Here is an 18,033-nt window from a genome sequence, read left to right as displayed (position 1 = left end):
AGATCTGGTTGCCCATCGACGTACCGCCGCAGACGACCTTCATCTTCAGGCCGAGGACGTCGCCGTAGGGCTGGAGGGCGTCCGCCACCTGCATGGCCAGCTCACGGGTGGGGGTGAGGATGACGGCGCGGGGGCGCTTCTTCTCGGTGCGCCCGCCGGCCAGCGTGGCCAGGGTGGGCAGACCGAAGGAGAGGGTCTTGCCGGAGCCGGTGCGGCCGCGGCCGAGGATGTCCTTGCCGGCCAGGGCGTCCGGGATGGTCGCGGCCTGGATCGGGAAGGGGCTGGTCACGCCGTTCTGCGCGAGCTTGCGCACGACGCCCTCGGGGAGCCCGAGGTCGGCGAAGGTGAGCGTGTCGGCGGTGTCGGCCTCGTCGGCGGCGACGACCTCGACGGTCTCGGCGCTCTCGACGGCCTGAGCGATCTCTTCGGAGACCGCTTCGGTGATCTCGACGTCGGTGTTCTCGGGCAGGACGGCGTGATCAGAACTGGAAATGGACATGCGTAAGCGAAACCTTCCGGAGTCTCGTCGGCACGCGCCCGTCAACTCCGTGTTCGCATTACGACCGCCTCAATGCGGTCAGCCACGGCAAGGGAGAGTACGCGCCACACGGCGCGCTCTGCGGTGGCGCCGGGCAAATGGGATCAAACGATCTACCACCATACGCACCCTGCCCCCCTCAAGGCAAACCGAGCCCATCGTCCCAGCTCAGCGAGGTGCACCCGCCGGGGCCGGCTAGGCGGGCACTCCGGCCTCGGGCGCCGGCTCCCGCTCGGCCAGTTGCGGGGCCGACCCGCCGCCGCTCCCGCCACCGGACTCGTGTGCGGAGGACGACGGTTCGGCGACCGTCGGCTCGGGGGACGGCGCGGGCGGTTCCGGCGAGGCCGCGGGCGGCTCCGGGTCGGGGGAGCGGGTGGGCTCGGGCGGCTGCGCCTTCGTCGGCGTCGGCACCCCGGGCTGCTCCGAACTTCCCGGCTTCCCCGGCTTCCCCGGCTTCCCCGACCCCGCCGAGGCGGACTCGCTCGCCCCCTCCGACGGCTCCCCGGACCCGGACGCCGACGCGCCCGGCCGGCCCCGGCCCGAGCCGTGCCCGTGCTTGCCGTCACCGCCCGCCGCGCCCATGTAGCCGCCGCCGACCCCCGCGGGGCCGCCGTCGTGAGCTTCGCCACCCCGCTCACCGGCCGAGTGGGAGGGCTTGGCCCGGCCGTCCTCGCCGTCCCCGACGCTCATGCAGCCGGCGGCCGCGGCGACGGCCAGGACGGTGGCGGCCAGGCGAACGGGTACGTACTTGGGGCGCACGCGCACCTCCGGGGCGGGGACGGGGGATCGAGAGGGTTCGCTCTCTCAACTCCCGGCGCCCGCAAGAGGACACGCGCCCCCACCCGGGCAGCCGGGCCCGCCGCCGAACGGCTCAGCCGTACCCCAGCGCGTGCAGCCGCGCGTCGTCGATCCCGAAGTGGTGCGCGATCTCGTGCACCACCGTCACCTCGGTCTCGGCCACGACCTCCTCACGCGTCTCGCACATCCGCAGCGTCGGCCCCCGGTAGATCGTGATCCGGTCCGGCAGCACCCCGGCGTACCACTCACCGCGGTCCGTCAGCGGGGTCCCCTCATACAGCCCGAGCAGCTCGGGATCGTCCGCCGGGGGCTCGTCCTCGACGAACACCGCGACGTTGTCCATCAGCCGCGTCAACTCCGGCGGGATCCGGTCCAGCGCCTCGGCGACCAGTTCCTCGAACTCCTCGCGCGTCATCTCCAGCACAGCCCCATTGTCCGGTACACCCCCGCCGTACGAGGCCCCGAACGCCCACCGGCCCGTCCCCTCGACGCCCACTGGCCCGTCCCCTCGTCAAGCGCCCCTGCATATCCGCTCCCACACCCGGGCATACGGCACCAATGGCCCGCGCCCGTGCCCGAACCAGCCCCACCAGCCGCCCCCGCCCCACCGCTCCCCGGAAAACCAAGCGCCTCGGGTTCCTCCCCCGCCCCCGCAGGCGCCGTCCGGCCACCCCCGAACTCGCCGCGGGACCCCACCCCTGGGTCCGCGCCCTCGGGCTGACCGCGGTGGTCCTGGTCGGCGCCTGGCTGGGCCTGCTGATCGTGGGGAACGTCCGCACCCCGGTCGGGCCGATGAACACGACCATGACCCTGCGCCCCTCCCTCACCGGCGGCACGAAGATCAACATCTCCCCGCTGGGCGCGCTCCACCTCGACAGCCACACCGCCCCGGTCCGCCTCGACGTCAACGTCGACCAGCTCGACCCGGCCCGCTCCCAGGCCCTCGTCGACCACCCCGAACGCCTCTCGGGCCTGGAGGACGAGGTAGCCGACGACGTCGCGCACGGCACCATGGACCTCGCCCTGCGCTCCGCCGTCGCCGTGGTCGTCGGCGCCACCGCCCTCGGGCTCGCCGTCTACCGCCGCCCCCGCCGCGCCCTCGCCGCCGGCGGCCTCGCCCTCGCCCTGCTCGCCGCCTCGGGCGCCACCGCCTATGCCACCTGGAACCCCAAGTCGGTCCTGGAACCCCGCTTCTCCGGACTGCTCTCCTCGGCCCCGTCCCTGGTCGGCAACGCCCGCAGCATCGTCACCGAGTTCGACGTCTACCAGCAGGAACTCGCCCGCCTCGTGACGAACGTGACCAAGCTCTACGACGTCACGTCCACGCTGCCCGCCTTCCAGCCCGACCCCACCACCGTGCGGGTCCTGCATGTCTCGGACATCCATCTCAACCCCGCGAGCTGGAAGATCATCGCCTCGCTGGTCGAGCAGTACAAGGTCAATGTGATCGTCGACTCCGGCGACACCATGGACCACGGCTCGGCCGCCGAGAACGGCTTCCTCGACCCCATCGCCGACCTGGGCGCGCCCTACGTCTGGGTCCGCGGCAACCACGACTCGCGCGTCACCCAGCGCTATCTGGAGGGCATCGACAACGTGCACGTCCTGGACGACGGCCGGGCCGTGACCCTCGCCGGACTGCGCTTCGCGGGCATCGGCGACCCCCAGTTCACCCCCGACCGCTCCACGGTGCCGGGCGCCGGCGCGAGCCAGGAGGAGGCGGGCGACCGGCTGACGGCGGCCCTGCTCGCCCAGCAGGCGGCCGGCACCCCCGTGGACGTGGCCGTCGTGCACGAGCCGTCCGCCGCCCGCCGCACGGACGGCGCCGTCCCGCTCGTCCTGGCCGGACACCTCCACCACGAGGAGATGGAGGTCATGGAGAAGGGCACCCGGCTCCGTGTGGAGGGCTCCACCGGCGGCAGCGGACTGCGCGCCGTCGAGGGCGAGTACCCCGATCCGATCCAGGCGTCGATCCTCTACTTCGACCGCGACACCCGCCGCCTCCAGGCGTGGGACGAGATCGAACTGGGCGGTCTGGGCCTGACGACGGCCGAGGTCAGCCGCCATCTGCCCAAGGAGAACCGACCCTGAACCGCTCTCCGGTATCTGGTTTGGTCCGCATCCAGGCCGCGTAGTACAGTCTGTTCGTGCCCAAGGGCGCCGGTCAGGGCTTGACCGTCCCGATCTTCTTTCGAAGTGAGGGGGAAGCGGAACCCTTCGGGGGGAAGCGGAGTCACATGCTTCTCACGTCCCCTTATGCTGTTCGGGAACGCGAAGACGAAGCAGAGCGGTATGGCTGTTCGCCCTCATCGTCTAGCGGCCTAGGACGCCGCCCTTTCAAGGCGGTAGCACGGGTTCGAATCCCGTTGGGGGCACGCAGTACGGTGTGCGACACTTGCGTCGCTGGTTCGCACACAACAGCTTGGTCCTGTGGAGCAGTTTGGAGTGCTCGCCACCCTGTCAAGGTGGAGGCCGCGGGTTCAAATCCCGTCAGGACCGCTGAGGTTTCACGTGAAACCTCTTGGCTGGGTAGCTCAGTTGGTACGAGCGATCGCCTGAAAAGCGATAGGTCGCCGGTTCGACCCCGGCCCCAGCCACACTCCAGGCCCCGATCTCCGGATCGGGGCCTTTGTGTATCCCCTGTGCCTCCCGGCCCCAAAAGCGTTAGCCACGTTTTTGCCGGGGATGAGATCCTGGATCGCGTATGTCTACGCACCCCGCCCCCGCCGTGGGCGCCCTCGCCCCCCGTCTGGCCGAGCTGTCCCTGCGTGATGCGCACCGGCTCGGGCGCAGGCTCGAAGGCGCGCGCAAGATCCGCAAGCCGGAGGCCCGTGCCGCCGTCCTCGCCGAGATCGAGGCGGAGATCACCCGGGTCGAGGAACGGATGGCGCTGCGGCGCGGCCGCGTCCCGGCCGTCACCTACCCCGAGCAGCTTCCGGTCAGCCAGAAGAAGGACGACATCGCGGCCGCCATCCGCGATCACCAGGTCGTCATCGTCGCAGGTGAGACCGGTTCCGGTAAGACCACCCAGATCCCCAAGATCTGTCTGGAACTCGGCCGTGGTGTGCGCGGCATGATCGGCCACACCCAGCCCCGCCGGATCGCCGCCCGTACGGTCGCCGAGCGGGTCGCCGAGGAGCTGCGGACTCCGCTGGGCGAGGCCGTCGGCTGGAAGGTGCGGTTCACCGACCAGGTGAACCCGGACGCCACCTTCGTGAAGCTGATGACGGACGGCATCCTGCTGGCCGAGATCCAGACCGACCGCGAGCTGCGCGCCTACGACACGATCATCATCGACGAGGCGCACGAGCGGTCCCTGAACATCGACTTCCTGCTGGGCTATCTGGCCCAGCTCCTGCCGCGGCGGCCCGACCTCAAGGTCGTCATCACCTCCGCGACCATCGACCCGGAGCGGTTCTCGCGGCACTTCGGGGACGCCCCGATCATCGAGGTCAGCGGGCGGACCTACCCGGTGGAGGTGCGTTACCGGCCGCTGCTCGAAGAGGATTCCGAGGACGCGGACCGCGATCAGATCACCGCCATCTGCGACGCCGTCGAGGAGCTCCAGGCGGAGGGGCCGGGCGACATCCTCGTCTTCCTCTCCGGGGAGCGGGAGATCCGTGACACGGCCGACGCGCTGGAGAAGAAGCAGTATCGCTTCACCGAGGTGCTGCCGCTCTACGCGCGCCTCTCGCACGCCGAGCAGCACCGGGTGTTCCAGCGGCACACCGGCCGCAGGATCGTTCTGGCGACGAACGTGGCCGAGACCTCCCTCACCGTGCCCGGGATCAAGTACGTCATCGACCCCGGCTTCGCCCGGATCAGCCGCTACAGCCACCGGACCAAGGTGCAGCGGCTGCCGATCGAGCCGGTCAGCCAGGCCAGCGCGAATCAGCGCAAGGGCCGCTGCGGCCGTACGAGTGACGGCGTCTGCATCCGGCTCTACAGCGAGGACGACTTCGTCGCCCGGCCGGAGTTCACGGACGCCGAGATCCTGCGGACCAACCTGGCCTCCGTCATCCTCCAGATGACCGCGGCCGGCCTCGGTGACATCGAGAAGTTCCCCTTCATCGACCCGCCGGACCACCGCAACATCCGTGACGGCGTCCAGTTGCTCCAGGAGCTGAACGCGCTCGACGCGGAGCAGAAGGACCCGCGCAAGCGGCTCACCGACACCGGCCGCAAACTGGCCCAGCTCCCGGTCGACCCGCGGCTGGCCCGGATGGTGCTGGAGGCCGACAAGAACGGCTGTGTCCGCGAGGTCATGGTCATAGCCGCCGCGCTGTCCATCCAGGACCCGCGCGAGCGCCCCGCCGACAAGCAGGCCCAGGCCGACCAGCAGCACGCCCGCTTCAAGGACGAGACCAGCGACTTCCTCGCCTATCTCAACCTGTGGCGGTACGTCCGCGAGCAGCAGCGCGAGCGCGGTTCGTCGTCCTTCCGCCGGATGTGCAAGCAGGAGTACCTCAACTTCCTGCGCATCCGTGAGTGGCAGGACATCTACACCCAGCTCCGCACGGTCGCCAAGCAGATGGGCATCCATCTCAACGAGGAGGACGCCCCCGGCGACCGCGTCCATCTCTCGCTCCTCGCCGGTCTGCTGTCGCACATCGGCATGAAGGACGTGAAGGACGGCGCGAAGAACGAGTATCTGGGCGCCCGCAGCGCCAAGTTCGCGATCTTCCCCGGCTCGGCGCTGTTCAAGAAGGCACCGCGCTTCGTGATGTCCGCCGAGCTGGTGGAGACCTCCCGGCTCTGGGCGCGGGTCAACGCGAAGATCGAGCCGGAGTGGGTCGAGCCGCTGGCCGGACATCTGCTGAAGCGGACGTACAGCGAACCGCACTGGGAGAAGGACCAGGCGGCCGTGATGGCGTACGAGAAGGTCACGCTGTACGGCGTGCCGATCATCGCCCAGCGGAAGGTCAACTACGGCCGGATCGACGCCGAGGTCAGCCGTGAGCTTTTCATTCGCAACGCCCTGGTCGAGGGCGACTGGCGTACCCACCACAAGTTCTTCAGCGACAACCGCAGGCTGCTCAGCGAGGTCGAGGAGCTGGAACACCGCGCCCGGCGCCGGGACATCGTGGTGGACGACGAGACGCTGTTCGACTTCTACGACCAGCGGGTGCCCGAACACGTCGTCTCCGGCGCCCACTTCGACTCCTGGTGGAAGCACAAGCGGCATGAGCAGCCCGACTTCCTGGACTTCGAGCGGGAGATGCTCATCCGGGAGTCGGCGGGGGCGGTCACCAAGGCCGACTATCCCGACTCCTGGCGGCAGGGGCCGCTGAAGTTCCGGGTGACGTACCAGTTCGAGCCGGGGGCGGACGCCGACGGTGTCACGGTCCACATCCCGCTCCAGGTGCTCAACCAGGTCACGGACGACGGCTTCGAGTGGCAGATCCCGGGCCTGCGCCAGGAGGTCGTCACCGAGCTGATCCGTTCGCTGCCCAAGCCGATCCGCCGCAACTACGTGCCGGCGCCGAACTTCGCCCAGCGCTTCCTGAATCAGGCGGTGCCGCTCCAGGAGCCGCTGACCACCGCCATGGCGCGGGAGCTGAAGCGCATGGTCGGCGTGCCCTTCGAGGCGGCGGACTTCGACTGGTCGAGGGTCCCCGACCATCTGAAGATCACCTTCCGGATCGTCGACGAACGGCGCCGCAAGCTGGCCGAGGACAAGGATCTGGAGGCCCTCAGGCTGCGGCTGCGGCCGAAGGCACGCCAGGCCATCTCGCAGGCGGCCGCGGCGACCGCCGAGCGCTCGGGCGGGGAGTCCCTGGAGCGCTCCGGTCTGACCGACTGGACGATCGGCTCGCTCACCCGGGTCTTCGAGACCCGCCGGGCCGGCCAGCCCGTGAAGGCGTACCCGGCGCTGGTCGACGACGGCGACACGGTCTCCGTACGGCTCTTCGACACGGAGGCGGAGCAGGCCGAGGCGATGTGGAAGGGCACGCGCCGGCTGATCCTGCGCAACATCCCGGTGAATCCGGCCAAGTTCGCGTCGGAGAAGCTCACCAACGCCCAGAAGCTCGCCCTGTCGGCCAATCCGCACGGGTCGATACAGGCCCTGTTCGACGACTGCGCGATGGCGGCGGCGGACCGGCTGATCGCGGAGTTCGGCGGTCCCGCCTGGGACGAGGAGTCGTACCGGAAGCTGTACGACAAGGTCCGCGCGGAGATCGTCGACACCACGGTGCGCACGGTCGGGCAGGTGCAGCAGGTCCTCGCGGCCTGGCAGGCGTGCGAGCGGCGTCTGAAGGGCGTCCGCAGCCCCGTGCTGCTCGCGAACCTCACGGACGTGCGCAAGCAGCTCGACGCCCTGGTGAAGCCCGGTTTCGTGACCTGGGCGGGGCTGCGGCGGCTGCCGGACCTGATGCGCTATCTGGTGGCCGCCGACCGCCGGCTCCAGCAGATGGCGACCGGCGCGCAGCGGGACACCGCCCGCATGGAGAAGGTCCATGAGATGCAGGACGAGTACGCCTGGCTCCTGGAGCAGCTTCCCCAGGGCATGCCGGTGCCGCAGCAGGTGCTGGACATCCGCTGGATGATCGAGGAGCTGCGGGTGAGCTACTTCGCCCACGCGCTGGGCACGGCGTACCCGGTCTCGGACAAGCGGATCGTGAAGGCGATCGACGCCGCGGCTCCGTGACGGAGCCCGTACGGAGGGTGAGTTCGACCAGGGAGCCCACCCTCCTGTACAGTCCTTCTCGCAGCACAACGCAAGACGAAGTGCCGCAAAACCTGGTCCTGTGGAGCAGTTTGGAGTGCTCGCCACCCTGTCAAGGTGGAGGCCGCGGGTTCAAATCCCGTCAGGACCGCAGTGAGAAGAAGGCCCGCATCCCGCAAGGGACGCGGGCCTTCTTCGTGCGCCCTTGACGCCGTCACTTTCCCTCGGTACCCCAGAACTCAGGGCCCGTTCCCCGCGCGGCCCACGGGAGGTGGCGTATGGCGGCATCGGCTGGGCACGAGACGCGGGCCCTGCTCCGCGCGCATCTGTCGGCCGCGTCGTCCTACCGGCATCTGACCCGCCACTGTGCGATCTGCCACCGCTTGCAGCGGCTGGCGATGGACGGCGCCCCACGGGGCACACAAGCGCCCGAGGAGGCCGCCGCCGAGGACGAGAGCCCCTCGCCCGCGTGAGGCCCCTGAGGGCGTCAACGGCCGTACGGGGATGGGGCGATGGGGAGGGGCCGACCGGCAAGCGCTTCCATTAGCGCACCCGGGCGGCGGGCGACAAGGCCACTGGCATGTGACGGGAGTCACCGCATAAGTTTTGGAACCGGGTGTTCTTACCGGTCTCCTACAACAGGTCAATTTAATATGTGCAATTGCACTACTCTGGAGGATGCCTCCCGGAACCCTCCCAGAGCCTCCCCAGACTCCGACAAGCCCGCTCACAGAGCCACCTGATACGCCCCCTCGGGATGCCCCGGACGCACAAAAAAGATCGCGCTGGACCCGGCGGAGTCCAGCGCGATCGAAGACGCTCCCTGTGGGCGACGGGCCTGTTGGGGCAGACCCGCGTCGCTCGTGGCCAGGGTCCGGACGGCCCGGCAGGTTGGGGGACCTGACGATTCGCCCGGTTATTCAGTTGTTCAGGACTCGCTGCGCTGCTGCGGAATGCCCGCCAGCAGCGCGCGGACCTCAGCCTCGCGGTATCGGCGGTGTCCGCCGAGCGTGCGGATCGACGTGAGCTTGCCGGCCTTCGCCCACCGTGTGACCGTCTTCGGGTCCACACGGAACATGGTGGCGACCTCAGCCGGGGTCAGCAGCGGCTCAGCATCAGGGGTGCGAGCGGTCATGAGCGGCCTCCTCGGGAGAACCGAACCTTCTCGGTTCTTTCCTCTAAATTCTGCACCTTGACCCGCGTTGCCCGAAATGGCGGACGCGAGTCGAGTCGGTTATAGGACGAACGGCTTGTCCTCGGCACTACAACTACACCATCTGTCCAGCCGCGTCGGCCAAACCGATGGAATTGCCCCCCAGGTGTTCATCGGCGACGGAAGCCGATGGACCATGCCATAGCGGACAGTCACGCCACTGTGACGATCAGTCACAGTGGCGTGCAGGAGTCACAAGACCCCCTAAAACAGTGCAATGCCGAGATTCCCCCCACGATGGAGCATAAGTAGGCGGACGGAGCCCTCCCCGGACTCCTTGTCCTATTTTGGCACGAGGAGGGGCAAGCGACGCAAGGGCCGTGTACGTGCGGTCCATCACCCTTGCGCCATAAGCCCGGATCGGGACCTACGTCCCGTCAGTTCCGTGAAGTGGCGTTGACCGTACGCTGTTCGAACCATTTCGTCCGTGACGCAGGTCACTCCTGGGAAACGTTGTCGCGTCTGTCACATCGTCAGCCGTCGGCCCTCAGTTGGCCGAACGCCGCTCCCGCACCGACCGCCAGCGCTCCGCGAGCCGCGCGTACGCCGCCCCCGCCGCCTCGCCGTCCCCGCCGCGCAGGGCGGCGATCCCGTCGGCCACGTCCCGTGCCGACCGGTCGTCCTCCAGGTCGCCGGCCGGCACCGCGTGGACCAGACCGCCGTAGTCCAGTTCCACCAGCGACCGCGGATGGAACTCCTCCAGCCAGCGCCCCACGTCCAGCAGCCCGTCGATCAGCGGACCCTCGTCCATCGCGTCCTTGAGCGCCCGCAGCCCCCGGGCCACCCGGCGCCGCGCCTGCACCATCGGGGTGCGGTAGCGCAGCACGGGCGCCACCTCCGCGGTGCCCTTCTCGTAGGTCCGCTCCTCGTCGGCCACCAGGACGAACCAGCTCAGCGGCACCTGCCAGGTGGCCGTGCGGATCCAGGGCCGGGCGTCGGGGTTGCGTTCCAGCCAGCGCTCGTAGTCCTGGGCGGCCTGCCGGCGCACCACCTCGGGGAGCACCGCCTCCAGGACCGGGCGGGGCAGTTCCTCGCCCAGTTCGGCCAGCGCCCGCCAGCCGCGCAGCCGGGTCCGCCAGGGGCACACGCACAGCACGCCGTCCACGTCGAGCACGAACGCGTCGGCGCTCTCGTGCACCGGCACCGGGACCGGCGGGGTGGGCAGCAGATCGGCCAGCGAGCGGCGCAGCTCGTCCTGGTAGGAGGGGTGCTCGGGGCGGCGGGCGTAGCGCGCCCAGTGGGTGCGCTCGGGCTCGGGGAAGGCGGCCAGCGGCTCGTACACCCGCAGATAGGACGCGTACGGGACGATCACCGAGGACACCTTGGGCACGCCTGCTCCCTCCCCTCCGGGACGGCCGGGAAACCTGCGGGGCCGCGCCCGCGGACACGGCGGAACCCTTCGCATCGTCGCACGCCGGTACCCCGTGCGGAGGTGATCCCGACCACTGCGGCGCCGGTGGGGCGCGCAGGCCCTACCCTCGTCCCACAGGCCCCGCCACCCGTACGGGAGCCCTCGTCCCGATCGCCGCGAGTTACCCAGGAGTCACCACCGTGACCGACGTATCCAACGGCGTCCTGCACACCCTCTTCCACTCGGATCAGGGGGGTCATGAGCAGGTCGTGCTCTGCCAGGACCGTGCCAGCGGTCTGAAGGCCGTCATCGCACTCCACTCCACCGCCCTCGGCCCCGCGCTCGGCGGTACCCGCTTCTACCCGTACGCGAACGAGGCGGAGGCCGTCGCCGACGCGCTCAACCTCGCGCGCGGGATGTCGTACAAGAACGCCATGGCCGGGCTCGACCACGGCGGCGGCAAGGCCGTGATCATCGGAGACCCCGAGGTGATCAAGACCGAGGAGCTGCTGCTGGCGTACGGCCGGTTCGTCGCCTCGCTCGGCGGGCGGTACGTGACCGCCTGCGACGTCGGCACCTATGTGGCCGACATGGACGTGGTCGCGCGCGAGTGCCGCTGGACCACCGGGCGCTCCCCGGAGAACGGCGGCGCCGGCGACTCCTCGGTGCTGACCGCCTTCGGCGTCTACCAGGGCATGCGGGCCTCCGCCCAGCATCTGTGGGGCGACCCGTCGCTGCGGGACCGCCGTGTCGGTGTCGCCGGCGTCGGCAAGGTCGGCCACCACCTGGTGGAACACCTGCGGAACGAGGGCGCCCGGGTGTTCGTCACCGATGTCCGCGAGGACGCCGTCGGCCGGATCCTGGACCGGCACCCGGAAGGGGTCACGGCGGTCGCCGACACCGAGGCGCTGATCCGGGTCGAGGGGCTCGACATCTACGCCCCCTGCGCGCTGGGCGGCGCGCTCAACGACACCTCGGTGCCGGTGCTGACCGCCCGGGTGGTCTGCGGCGCGGCCAACAACCAGCTCGCCCATCCGGGGGTGGAGAAGGACCTCGCGGACCGCGGGATCCTCTACGCGCCGGACTACGTGGTGAACGCGGGCGGGGTCATCCAGGTCGCGGACGAGCTGCACGGCTTCGACTTCGAGCGGTGCAGGGCGAAGGCGTCGAAGATCTTCGACACCACGCTCGCAATCTTCGCACGTGCGAAGGAAGACGGGATTCCGCCGGCCGCCGCGGCCGACCGGATCGCCGAGCAGCGGATGCACGAGGCGGCGCAGGCGCGCGGACGCTGACGTTCCGGGACGGCCTCCGCGGGGGCGCCCCGAGGGTTTCGGCGGTACCGCCGGGAGGAAAGTTGGAGAGAACTCTCACTCTTCCCGGCGGGTCGTCCGCCGATAAGTGGTTAAAATCGCCACTGACCAGCGAGGACGGGGCGCCTCAAAGGTCCTGCGCACACGCGCGTGCTACGGGCGACGTACCGTACGGGCGTGGGCTCAGGTACCGTGGGAGCCCTACGACGGGCTCTCCGAGGAGAGACCGTCCTGGATCATGAACGCGTGTCAACCTGGGGCCGTCGAGCCCCGTCGTTGAGGGGGTCGAGCCATGGGGCGCGGCCGGGCCAAGGCCAAGCAAGCGAAGGTCGCCCGCCAGCTGAAGTACAACAGCGGCGGGACGGATCTCTCACGCCTGGCCGAAGAGCTGGGCGCATCGCCATCGAACATTCCGCCGAATGGTGAACCGTTCGAGGACGATGACGATGAGCAAGACGACGACCCGTACGCACGGTACGCCGAGCTGTACGGGGCCGACGACGAGGACGACGACGAGGACTCCTCGCAACAACACCGTCGCGGCGCTTGACCTTGTTCTGCGCACTCACCCGGTCGGTGACTTCGGTCACCGACCGGGTCTTGTGCTGTCCACACGGTCACGGTCCGTACGGCTGCCCGCCGCACGGTCTCAGGCGTAGTCCCCCACCAGCTCCGCGCCGGTGGTGTGCTCGCCGCGCTCGGTGATCTCACCGGCGACCCAGGCATCGACGCCTCGGTCGGCGAGGGTGGCCAGGGCCACGTCCGTCGACTCCTGGGGCACGATCGCCATCATGCCGACGCCCATGTTCAGGGTCTTCTCCAGCTCCAGCCGCTCGACGTCGCCCGTCCTGCCGACGAGGTCGAAGATCGGGGCGGGGGTCCAGGTGGAGCGGTCCACGACGGCGTGCAGCGCGTCCGGGACGACCCGGGCCAGATTGGCCGCGAGTCCGCCGCCGGTGATGTGCGAGAAGGCGTGCACATCGGTCGTACGGGTCAGGGCCAGGCAGTCCAGCGAGTAGATCTTGGTGGGCTCCAGCAGCTCCTCGCCGAGGGTGCGGCCCAGGTCGTCGATCCGCGCGTCCAGCGAGAGACCGGCCTGGTTCAGCAGCACGTGCCGGACGAGCGAGTACCCGTTCGAGTGAAGGCCGGAGGCCGCCATGGCGATCACGGTGTCACCCGTGCGGATACGGTCCGCGCCGAGCAGCCGGTCGGCCTCCACGACGCCCGTACCGGCGCCGGCGACGTCGAAGTCGTCCTCGCCCAGCAGGCCGGGGTGTTCGGCCGTCTCACCGCCGACCAGGGCGCAGCCGGCCAGCACACAGCCTTCGGCGATGCCCTTGACGATGGCGGCGACCCGCTCGGGGTGGACCTTGCCGACGCAGATGTAGTCGGTCATGAACAGCGGCTCGGCACCGCACACCACGATGTCGTCCATCACCATGGCGACGAGGTCGTGGCCGATGGTGTCGTAGACGCCCAACTGGCGGGCGATGTCGACCTTGGTGCCGACGCCGTCCGTGGCGGAGGCCAGCAGGGGCCGCTCGTAGTTCTTGAGGGCGGAGGCGTCGAAGAGGCCGGCGAAACCGCCGAGGCCGCCGAGGACCTCGGGGCGCTGCGTCTTCTTCACCCACTCCTTCATCAGCTCGACGGCGCGGTCGCCCGCCTCGATGTCGACGCCGGCAGCCGCGTAGGAAGCACCGGTGGGGCTGGTCTCAGACATTGCCTGGGATCTTTCGGGTTGGTTTCTACGAGGCTTACGGACGACGGATCGCGTCGGCCGCGGCCGTGGCGGCCGGACCGGCCGCCAGCTCGGTCTCCAGGAGCTGCTTGCCGAGCAGTTCCGGGTCCGGGAGCTCCATCGGGTACTCGCCGTCGAAGCAGGCGCGGCAGAGGTTCGGCTTGGCGATGGTGGTCGCCTCGATCATGCCGTCGATGGAGATGTACGACAGGGAGTCGGCGCCCAGCGAGGTGCCGATCTCCTCGATGGTCATGCCGTTGGCGATCAGCTCGGCGCGGGTGGCGAAGTCGATGCCGAAGAAGCAGGGCCACTTCACGGGCGGCGAGGAGATCCGGATGTGGACCTCGGCCGCGCCGGCCTCACGGAGCATCCGGACCAGGGCCCGCTGGGTGTTGCCGCGCACGATCGAGTCGTCGACGACGACCAGGCGCTTGCCCTTGATGACTTCCTTGAGGGGGTTCAGCTTCAGCCGGATGCCGAGCTGGCGGATCGTCTGCGAGGGCTGGATGAAGGTCCGGCCCACATAGGCGTTCTTGACGAGGCCGGCGCCGAAGGGGATGCCGCTCGCCTCCGCGTACCCGATGGCGGCCGGGGTGCCGGACTCCGGCGTCGCTATCACCAGGTCGGCCTCGACGGGGGCCTCGGCGGCCAGCCTGCGGCCCATCTCCACGCGGGAGAGGTAGACGTTCCGGCCGGCGATGTCGGTGTCGGGGCGGGCCAGGTACACGTACTCGAAGACACAGCCCTTGGGCTTCGCGTCCGCGAATCGGGAGGTGCGCAGGCCGTTCTCGTCGATCGCGATGAATTCGCCCGGCTCGATCTCCCGGACGTACGCGGCGCCGCAGATGTCCAGGGCGGCGGACTCGGAGGCGACGACCCAGCCGCGCTCCAGCCGGCCGAGGACCAGCGGGCGGATGCCCTGGGGGTCCCGGGCGGCGTACAGGGTGTGCTCGTCCATGAAGACGAGGGAGAAGGCGCCCCGGACCTGCGGGAGGACCGAGTGGGCGGCCTCCTCGATGGTCAGCGGCTTGCCGTCGGCGTCGACCTGGGCCGCGAGGAGCGCGGTGAGCAGGTCGGTGTCGTTGGTCGCCGCGACGCGCGGGGTGCGGCCTTCCTGCTTGGGCAGGTCGGCGACCATCTCGGCGAGCTGGGCGGTGTTGACGAGGTTGCCGTTGTGGCCGAGCGCGATCGAGCCGTGCGCGGTGGCGCGGAACGTCGGCTGGGCGTTCTCCCACACGGAGGCGCCGGTGGTCGAGTAGCGGGCGTGTCCGACCGCGATATGACCCTGGAGCGAACCGAGCGAGGTCTCGTCGAAGACCTGGGACACGAGGCCCATGTCCTTGAAGACGAGGATCTGGGAGCCGTTGCTGACCGCGATTCCCGCGGATTCCTGACCCCGATGCTGGAGGGCGTAGAGCCCGAAGTAAGTGAGCTTGGCGACCTCTTCACCGGGAGCCCAGACCCCGAAGACGCCGCAGGCGTCCTGAGGACCTTTCTCGCCGGGGAGCAGATCATGACTGAGTCGACCGTCACCACGTGGCACGCCATCGAGTGTAGGCGAGATCGACCACTGGTCCGAATTGGGGATACCTGCGGGTAACTGGATCACCTTTCGGCGGCTCACTCCATGATCGACTGATTACCGCAGGTCAGATGGCCGGAACGCGACTCGGACGATGATCGTCCGTCGTCCCCTGGCCGCCTCCCGCGGGCGGGTTCCGGTCTCATGAGTGAGGTGTCGCACATCATTCGCCCTCGTCCCGCTCAGGACATGACCGGCAGGAGCGCTCCCAGGTCGGCCCGCTCGCCGCTCGCGCTGACCTTCGCCTCCCCGAGCGCCGCCGCCCAGCTCACCCGCCCGGTGGCGAGCCGCAGCCAGGTCAGCGGGTCGGTCTCGACGACGTTCGGCGGGGTGCCCCGGGTGTGCCGCGGCCCCTCGACGCACTGCACGACGGCGTACGGCGGGATCCGCACCTCCGTCGCGCCGCCGGGCGCCTTCACGGCGAGCGCGTCGGCGAGCAGCCGGGTGGCGGCGGCGAGGGCCTGCCGGTCGTACGGGATGTCCAGGCCCGGCACGGCCGCGTTGAGGTCGTCGGTGTGGACGACGAGTTCGACGGTACGGGTCACCAGGTAGTCCGCCAGGGACAGCGCGCCCGCGTTGGTCTGGAGGAGCCGGCTGCCGGGATACGCGTCGAGCAGCCCGGGCAGGCTCCGCTCGACACCGGCGAGATAGGCGCCGAGATCGGGATGCCGCTCGACCAGGTCCCGAGTGAAGCCGTCGATCGCCGGGGCACTGTCCACGGTGGCGAACGGCCAGTCCAGCAGCACGGCGTCCGCCCGCAACGGCTCGGGCAACTCCAGCGCCCGCTGCACGGCGGTCACGGCCATCCCGACATGCGCGACCACCTCCCGCACGGTCCACGCCCCGACCCGCGTCGGCCCCGCGAGCTGCTCCCCCGACAGCCCGGCAACCCCCGCCCGCACGTTCCCGAGCTGCGCGAGGACGGCGGCACGGGTGCGGACGGGGTCGTAGGTGCGGGGGCGTTTCTTGGCGGGAGGCATGGGCGCGACTTTATGCCGTGCGGGCGGCTCCGGGTGGTGGCGCCAACTCCCGCCCCTATGGCCGCGCGCACGGCGAAGCCCGCGGCCGGAGCAGATGTCCGGGCGCGGGCTTCGTCTGGTGTGGGGTTATGCCAGCAGGGACGGGATCGTGGCCTCGTGGGTGGTGCGGAGGGTTTCCAGGGGGAGGGTGAACTCGCCCTGGAGGTCGATCGTGTCGCCGTCGATCACGCCGATGCGGGTGAGCGGGAGGCCGCGGGCGCCGCACATGTCGTTGAAGCGGACCTCCTCCGAGCGCGGGACCGCGACGACGGCGCGGCCGGCGGACTCGGAGAAGAGGAACGTGAACGCGTCCAGGCCGTCCGGGACAACCAGGCGCGCGCCCTTGCCGCCGAGCAGCGCGGACTCCACGACCGCCTGGATCAGACCGCCGTCGGACAGGTCGTGAGCGGAGTCGATCATGCCGTCGCGGGAGGCGGAGATCAGGATCTCGGCCAGCAGGCGCTCGCGCTCCAGGTCGACCTTCGGGGGCAGGCCGCCGAGGTGGTCGTGGACGACCTGGGACCAGGCCGAGCCGCCGAACTCCTCGCGGGTGTCGCCGAGGAGGTAGAGCAACTGGCCCTCCTCCTGGAAGGCGACCGGCGTCCGGCGGGCGACGTCGTCGATCACGCCGAGGACGGCGACCACCGGGGTCGGGTGGATGGCCGCCTCGCCCGTCTGGTTGTAGAGCGAGACGTTGCCGCCGGTGACCGGCGTGCCGAGCTGGAGGCAGGCGTCCGCCAGACCGCGCACGGCCTCCGCGAACTGCCACATCACCGCCGGGTCCTCGGGCGAGCCGAAGTTCAGGCAGTCGGAGACGGCAAGCGGCCTGGCACCGGTCGTGGCGACGTTGCGGTACGCCTCGGCCAGGGCCAACTGGGCGCCGTGGTACGGGTCGAGCTTGGCGTACCGGCCGTTGCCGTCGGTCGCGATGGCGACGCCGAGGCCGGTCTCCTCGTCGATCCGGATCATGCCGGAGTCCTCGGGCTGGGCGAGGACGGTGTTGCCCTGCACGAAGTGGTCGTACTGGGACGTGATCCACTTCTTGGACGCCTGGTTCGGGGAGCCGACCAGCTTCAGGACCTGGGCCTTCAGCTCGTCGGAGGTCCCCGGCCGGGGCAGCTTGCCCGCGTCGTCGGCCTGGAGGGCGTCCTGCCAGTCCGGGCGGGCGTAGGGGCGCTCGTAGACCGGGCCGTCGTGGGCGACCGTGCGCGGGTCGACGTCGACGATCTTGCCGCCGTGCCAGAAGATCTCCAGCCGGTCGCCGTCGGTCACCTCGCCGATGACGGTGGCGATGACGTCCCACTTGTCGCAGATCGCGAGGAAGCGCTCGACCTTCTCGGGCTCCACGACCGCGCACATGCGTTCCTGCGACTCGCTCATGAGGATCTCCTCGGGGGAGAGCGTCGAGTCGCGCAGGGGTACGTCGTCCAGCGTCACGCGCATGCCGCCGGAGCCGTTGGACGCCAGTTCGGACGTCGCGCAGGACAGGCCCGCCGCGCCGAGGTCCTGGATGCCGACGACCAGCTTCTCGGCGAACGCCTCCAGGGTGCACTCGATGAGGAGCTTCTCCTGGAAGGGGTCGCCGACCTGGACGGCGGGGCGCTTGGACGGCTTGGCGTCGTCGAAGGTCTCGGAGGCCAGGATCGACGCGCCGCCGATGCCGTCACCGCCGGTGCGGGCGCCGTACAGGATGACCTTGTTGCCCGCGCCGGACGCCTTCGCGAGGTGGATGTCCTCGTGCCGCATGACGCCGATGGCACCGGCGTTGACCAGCGGGTTGCCCTGGTAGCAGGCGTCGAAGACGACCTCGCCGC

The 18,033-nt window shown here is 70.2% G+C and carries 14 protein-coding genes and 4 tRNA genes; 9 read left to right on the top strand and 9 right to left on the bottom strand.

Annotation, left to right across the window (positions count from 1 at the left end; translation table 11 throughout):
* The 3 genes from G6W55_RS34470 to G6W55_RS34460 all read right to left on the bottom strand — a co-directional run.
* A partial coding sequence (locus tag G6W55_RS34470) for a DEAD/DEAH box helicase (RefSeq protein WP_175524594.1) occupies positions 1-499 on the bottom strand: 499 nt, incomplete at its 3' end.
* Between the two features lie 234 nt (positions 500-733).
* Positions 734-1,297 carry a hypothetical protein gene (locus tag G6W55_RS34465; protein WP_175524593.1) on the bottom strand — a complete coding sequence of 188 codons (564 nt, stop codon included), beginning with the start codon at positions 1,295-1,297 and terminating at the stop codon, positions 734-736.
* A 112-nt stretch (positions 1,298-1,409) separates the two neighbouring features.
* Positions 1,410-1,760: a metallopeptidase family protein gene (locus tag G6W55_RS34460; RefSeq protein ID WP_030798051.1), complete on the bottom strand. Its 351-nt coding sequence runs from the start codon at positions 1,758-1,760 to the stop codon at positions 1,410-1,412.
* 134 nt (positions 1,761-1,894) lie between these two features.
* Here G6W55_RS34460 and G6W55_RS34455 point away from each other — a divergent pair, with 134 nt between their 5' ends.
* The 7 genes from G6W55_RS34455 to G6W55_RS34425 all read left to right on the top strand — a co-directional run bounded on the left by G6W55_RS34455 (position 1,895) and on the right by G6W55_RS34425 (position 8,476).
* Complete coding sequence (locus G6W55_RS34455; protein ID WP_175524591.1) at positions 1,895-3,427, top strand: metallophosphoesterase; 1,533 nt, start codon at positions 1,895-1,897, stop codon at positions 3,425-3,427.
* Positions 3,428-3,638: 211 nt separating this feature from the next.
* A tRNA-Glu gene (locus G6W55_RS34450) sits at positions 3,639-3,711 on the top strand.
* A gap of 49 nt (positions 3,712-3,760) precedes the next feature.
* Positions 3,761-3,835: transfer RNA gene (locus G6W55_RS34445), tRNA-Asp, on the top strand.
* A 24-nt stretch (positions 3,836-3,859) separates the two neighbouring features.
* Positions 3,860-3,933 (top strand) — tRNA-Phe (locus G6W55_RS34440).
* 107 nt (positions 3,934-4,040) lie between these two features.
* Positions 4,041-7,985, top strand: coding sequence for an ATP-dependent RNA helicase HrpA (hrpA, locus tag G6W55_RS34435; protein WP_175524590.1), 3,945 nt, complete (start codon positions 4,041-4,043; stop codon positions 7,983-7,985).
* 94 nt (positions 7,986-8,079) lie between these two features.
* Positions 8,080-8,154, top strand: a tRNA-Asp gene (locus G6W55_RS34430).
* A gap of 127 nt (positions 8,155-8,281) precedes the next feature.
* The gene (locus G6W55_RS34425; RefSeq protein WP_175524589.1) at positions 8,282-8,476 is read left to right on the top strand and encodes a DUF6274 family protein; all 195 of its coding nucleotides are present in this window, start codon (positions 8,282-8,284) and stop codon (positions 8,474-8,476) included.
* A 455-nt stretch (positions 8,477-8,931) separates the two neighbouring features.
* Here the strand turns inward: G6W55_RS34425 and bldC are convergent, their stop codons facing one another.
* Together bldC and G6W55_RS34415 are read right to left on the bottom strand one after the other, a co-directional pair.
* On the bottom strand, positions 8,932-9,138 hold the full coding sequence (bldC, locus tag G6W55_RS34420) for a developmental transcriptional regulator BldC (protein ID WP_003980577.1): 207 nt from the start codon (positions 9,136-9,138) through the stop codon (positions 8,932-8,934).
* A gap of 565 nt (positions 9,139-9,703) precedes the next feature.
* A complete protein-coding gene (locus G6W55_RS34415; RefSeq protein WP_175524588.1) occupies positions 9,704-10,546 on the bottom strand; it encodes a hypothetical protein in 843 nt (280 codons plus the stop codon).
* A 221-nt stretch (positions 10,547-10,767) separates the two neighbouring features.
* On the opposite strand from G6W55_RS34415, the gene G6W55_RS34410 reads away from it, so the two are divergent.
* The gene (locus tag G6W55_RS34410; protein WP_175524587.1) at positions 10,768-11,862 is read left to right on the top strand and encodes a Glu/Leu/Phe/Val dehydrogenase; all 1,095 of its coding nucleotides are present in this window, start codon (positions 10,768-10,770) and stop codon (positions 11,860-11,862) included.
* A gap of 310 nt (positions 11,863-12,172) precedes the next feature.
* Positions 12,173-12,430, top strand: a complete 258-nt coding sequence (locus G6W55_RS34405) for a DUF3073 domain-containing protein (protein WP_030798031.1) — start codon at positions 12,173-12,175, stop codon at positions 12,428-12,430.
* A gap of 99 nt (positions 12,431-12,529) precedes the next feature.
* Here the strand turns inward: G6W55_RS34405 and purM are convergent, their stop codons facing one another.
* From purM to purL, 4 genes are all read right to left on the bottom strand, one after another.
* Entirely contained in the window at positions 12,530-13,600 is a 1,071-nt protein-coding gene (purM, locus tag G6W55_RS34400) for a phosphoribosylformylglycinamidine cyclo-ligase (protein ID WP_175524586.1), read from the bottom strand.
* Between the two features lie 34 nt (positions 13,601-13,634).
* Positions 13,635-15,161, bottom strand: coding sequence for an amidophosphoribosyltransferase (gene purF, locus G6W55_RS34395; RefSeq protein ID WP_030798026.1), 1,527 nt, complete (start codon positions 15,159-15,161; stop codon positions 13,635-13,637).
* 221 nt (positions 15,162-15,382) lie between these two features.
* Complete coding sequence (locus G6W55_RS34390; protein ID WP_175524585.1) at positions 15,383-16,180, bottom strand: maleylpyruvate isomerase family mycothiol-dependent enzyme; 798 nt, start codon at positions 16,178-16,180, stop codon at positions 15,383-15,385.
* A 126-nt stretch (positions 16,181-16,306) separates the two neighbouring features.
* Positions 16,307-18,033: phosphoribosylformylglycinamidine synthase subunit PurL (purL, locus tag G6W55_RS34385; protein ID WP_175524584.1), on the bottom strand; the 1,727-nt coding region annotated here is incomplete at its 5' end.

The organism is Streptomyces sp. CAI-85 (assembly GCF_013363615.1).
In the GTDB taxonomy this organism is placed as follows: Bacteria; Actinomycetota; Actinomycetes; order Streptomycetales; family Streptomycetaceae; genus Streptomyces; species Streptomyces antibioticus_B.
Note: the sequence above shows the minus strand (reverse complement) of the source record. Positions and strands in the feature narration are given on the sequence as shown.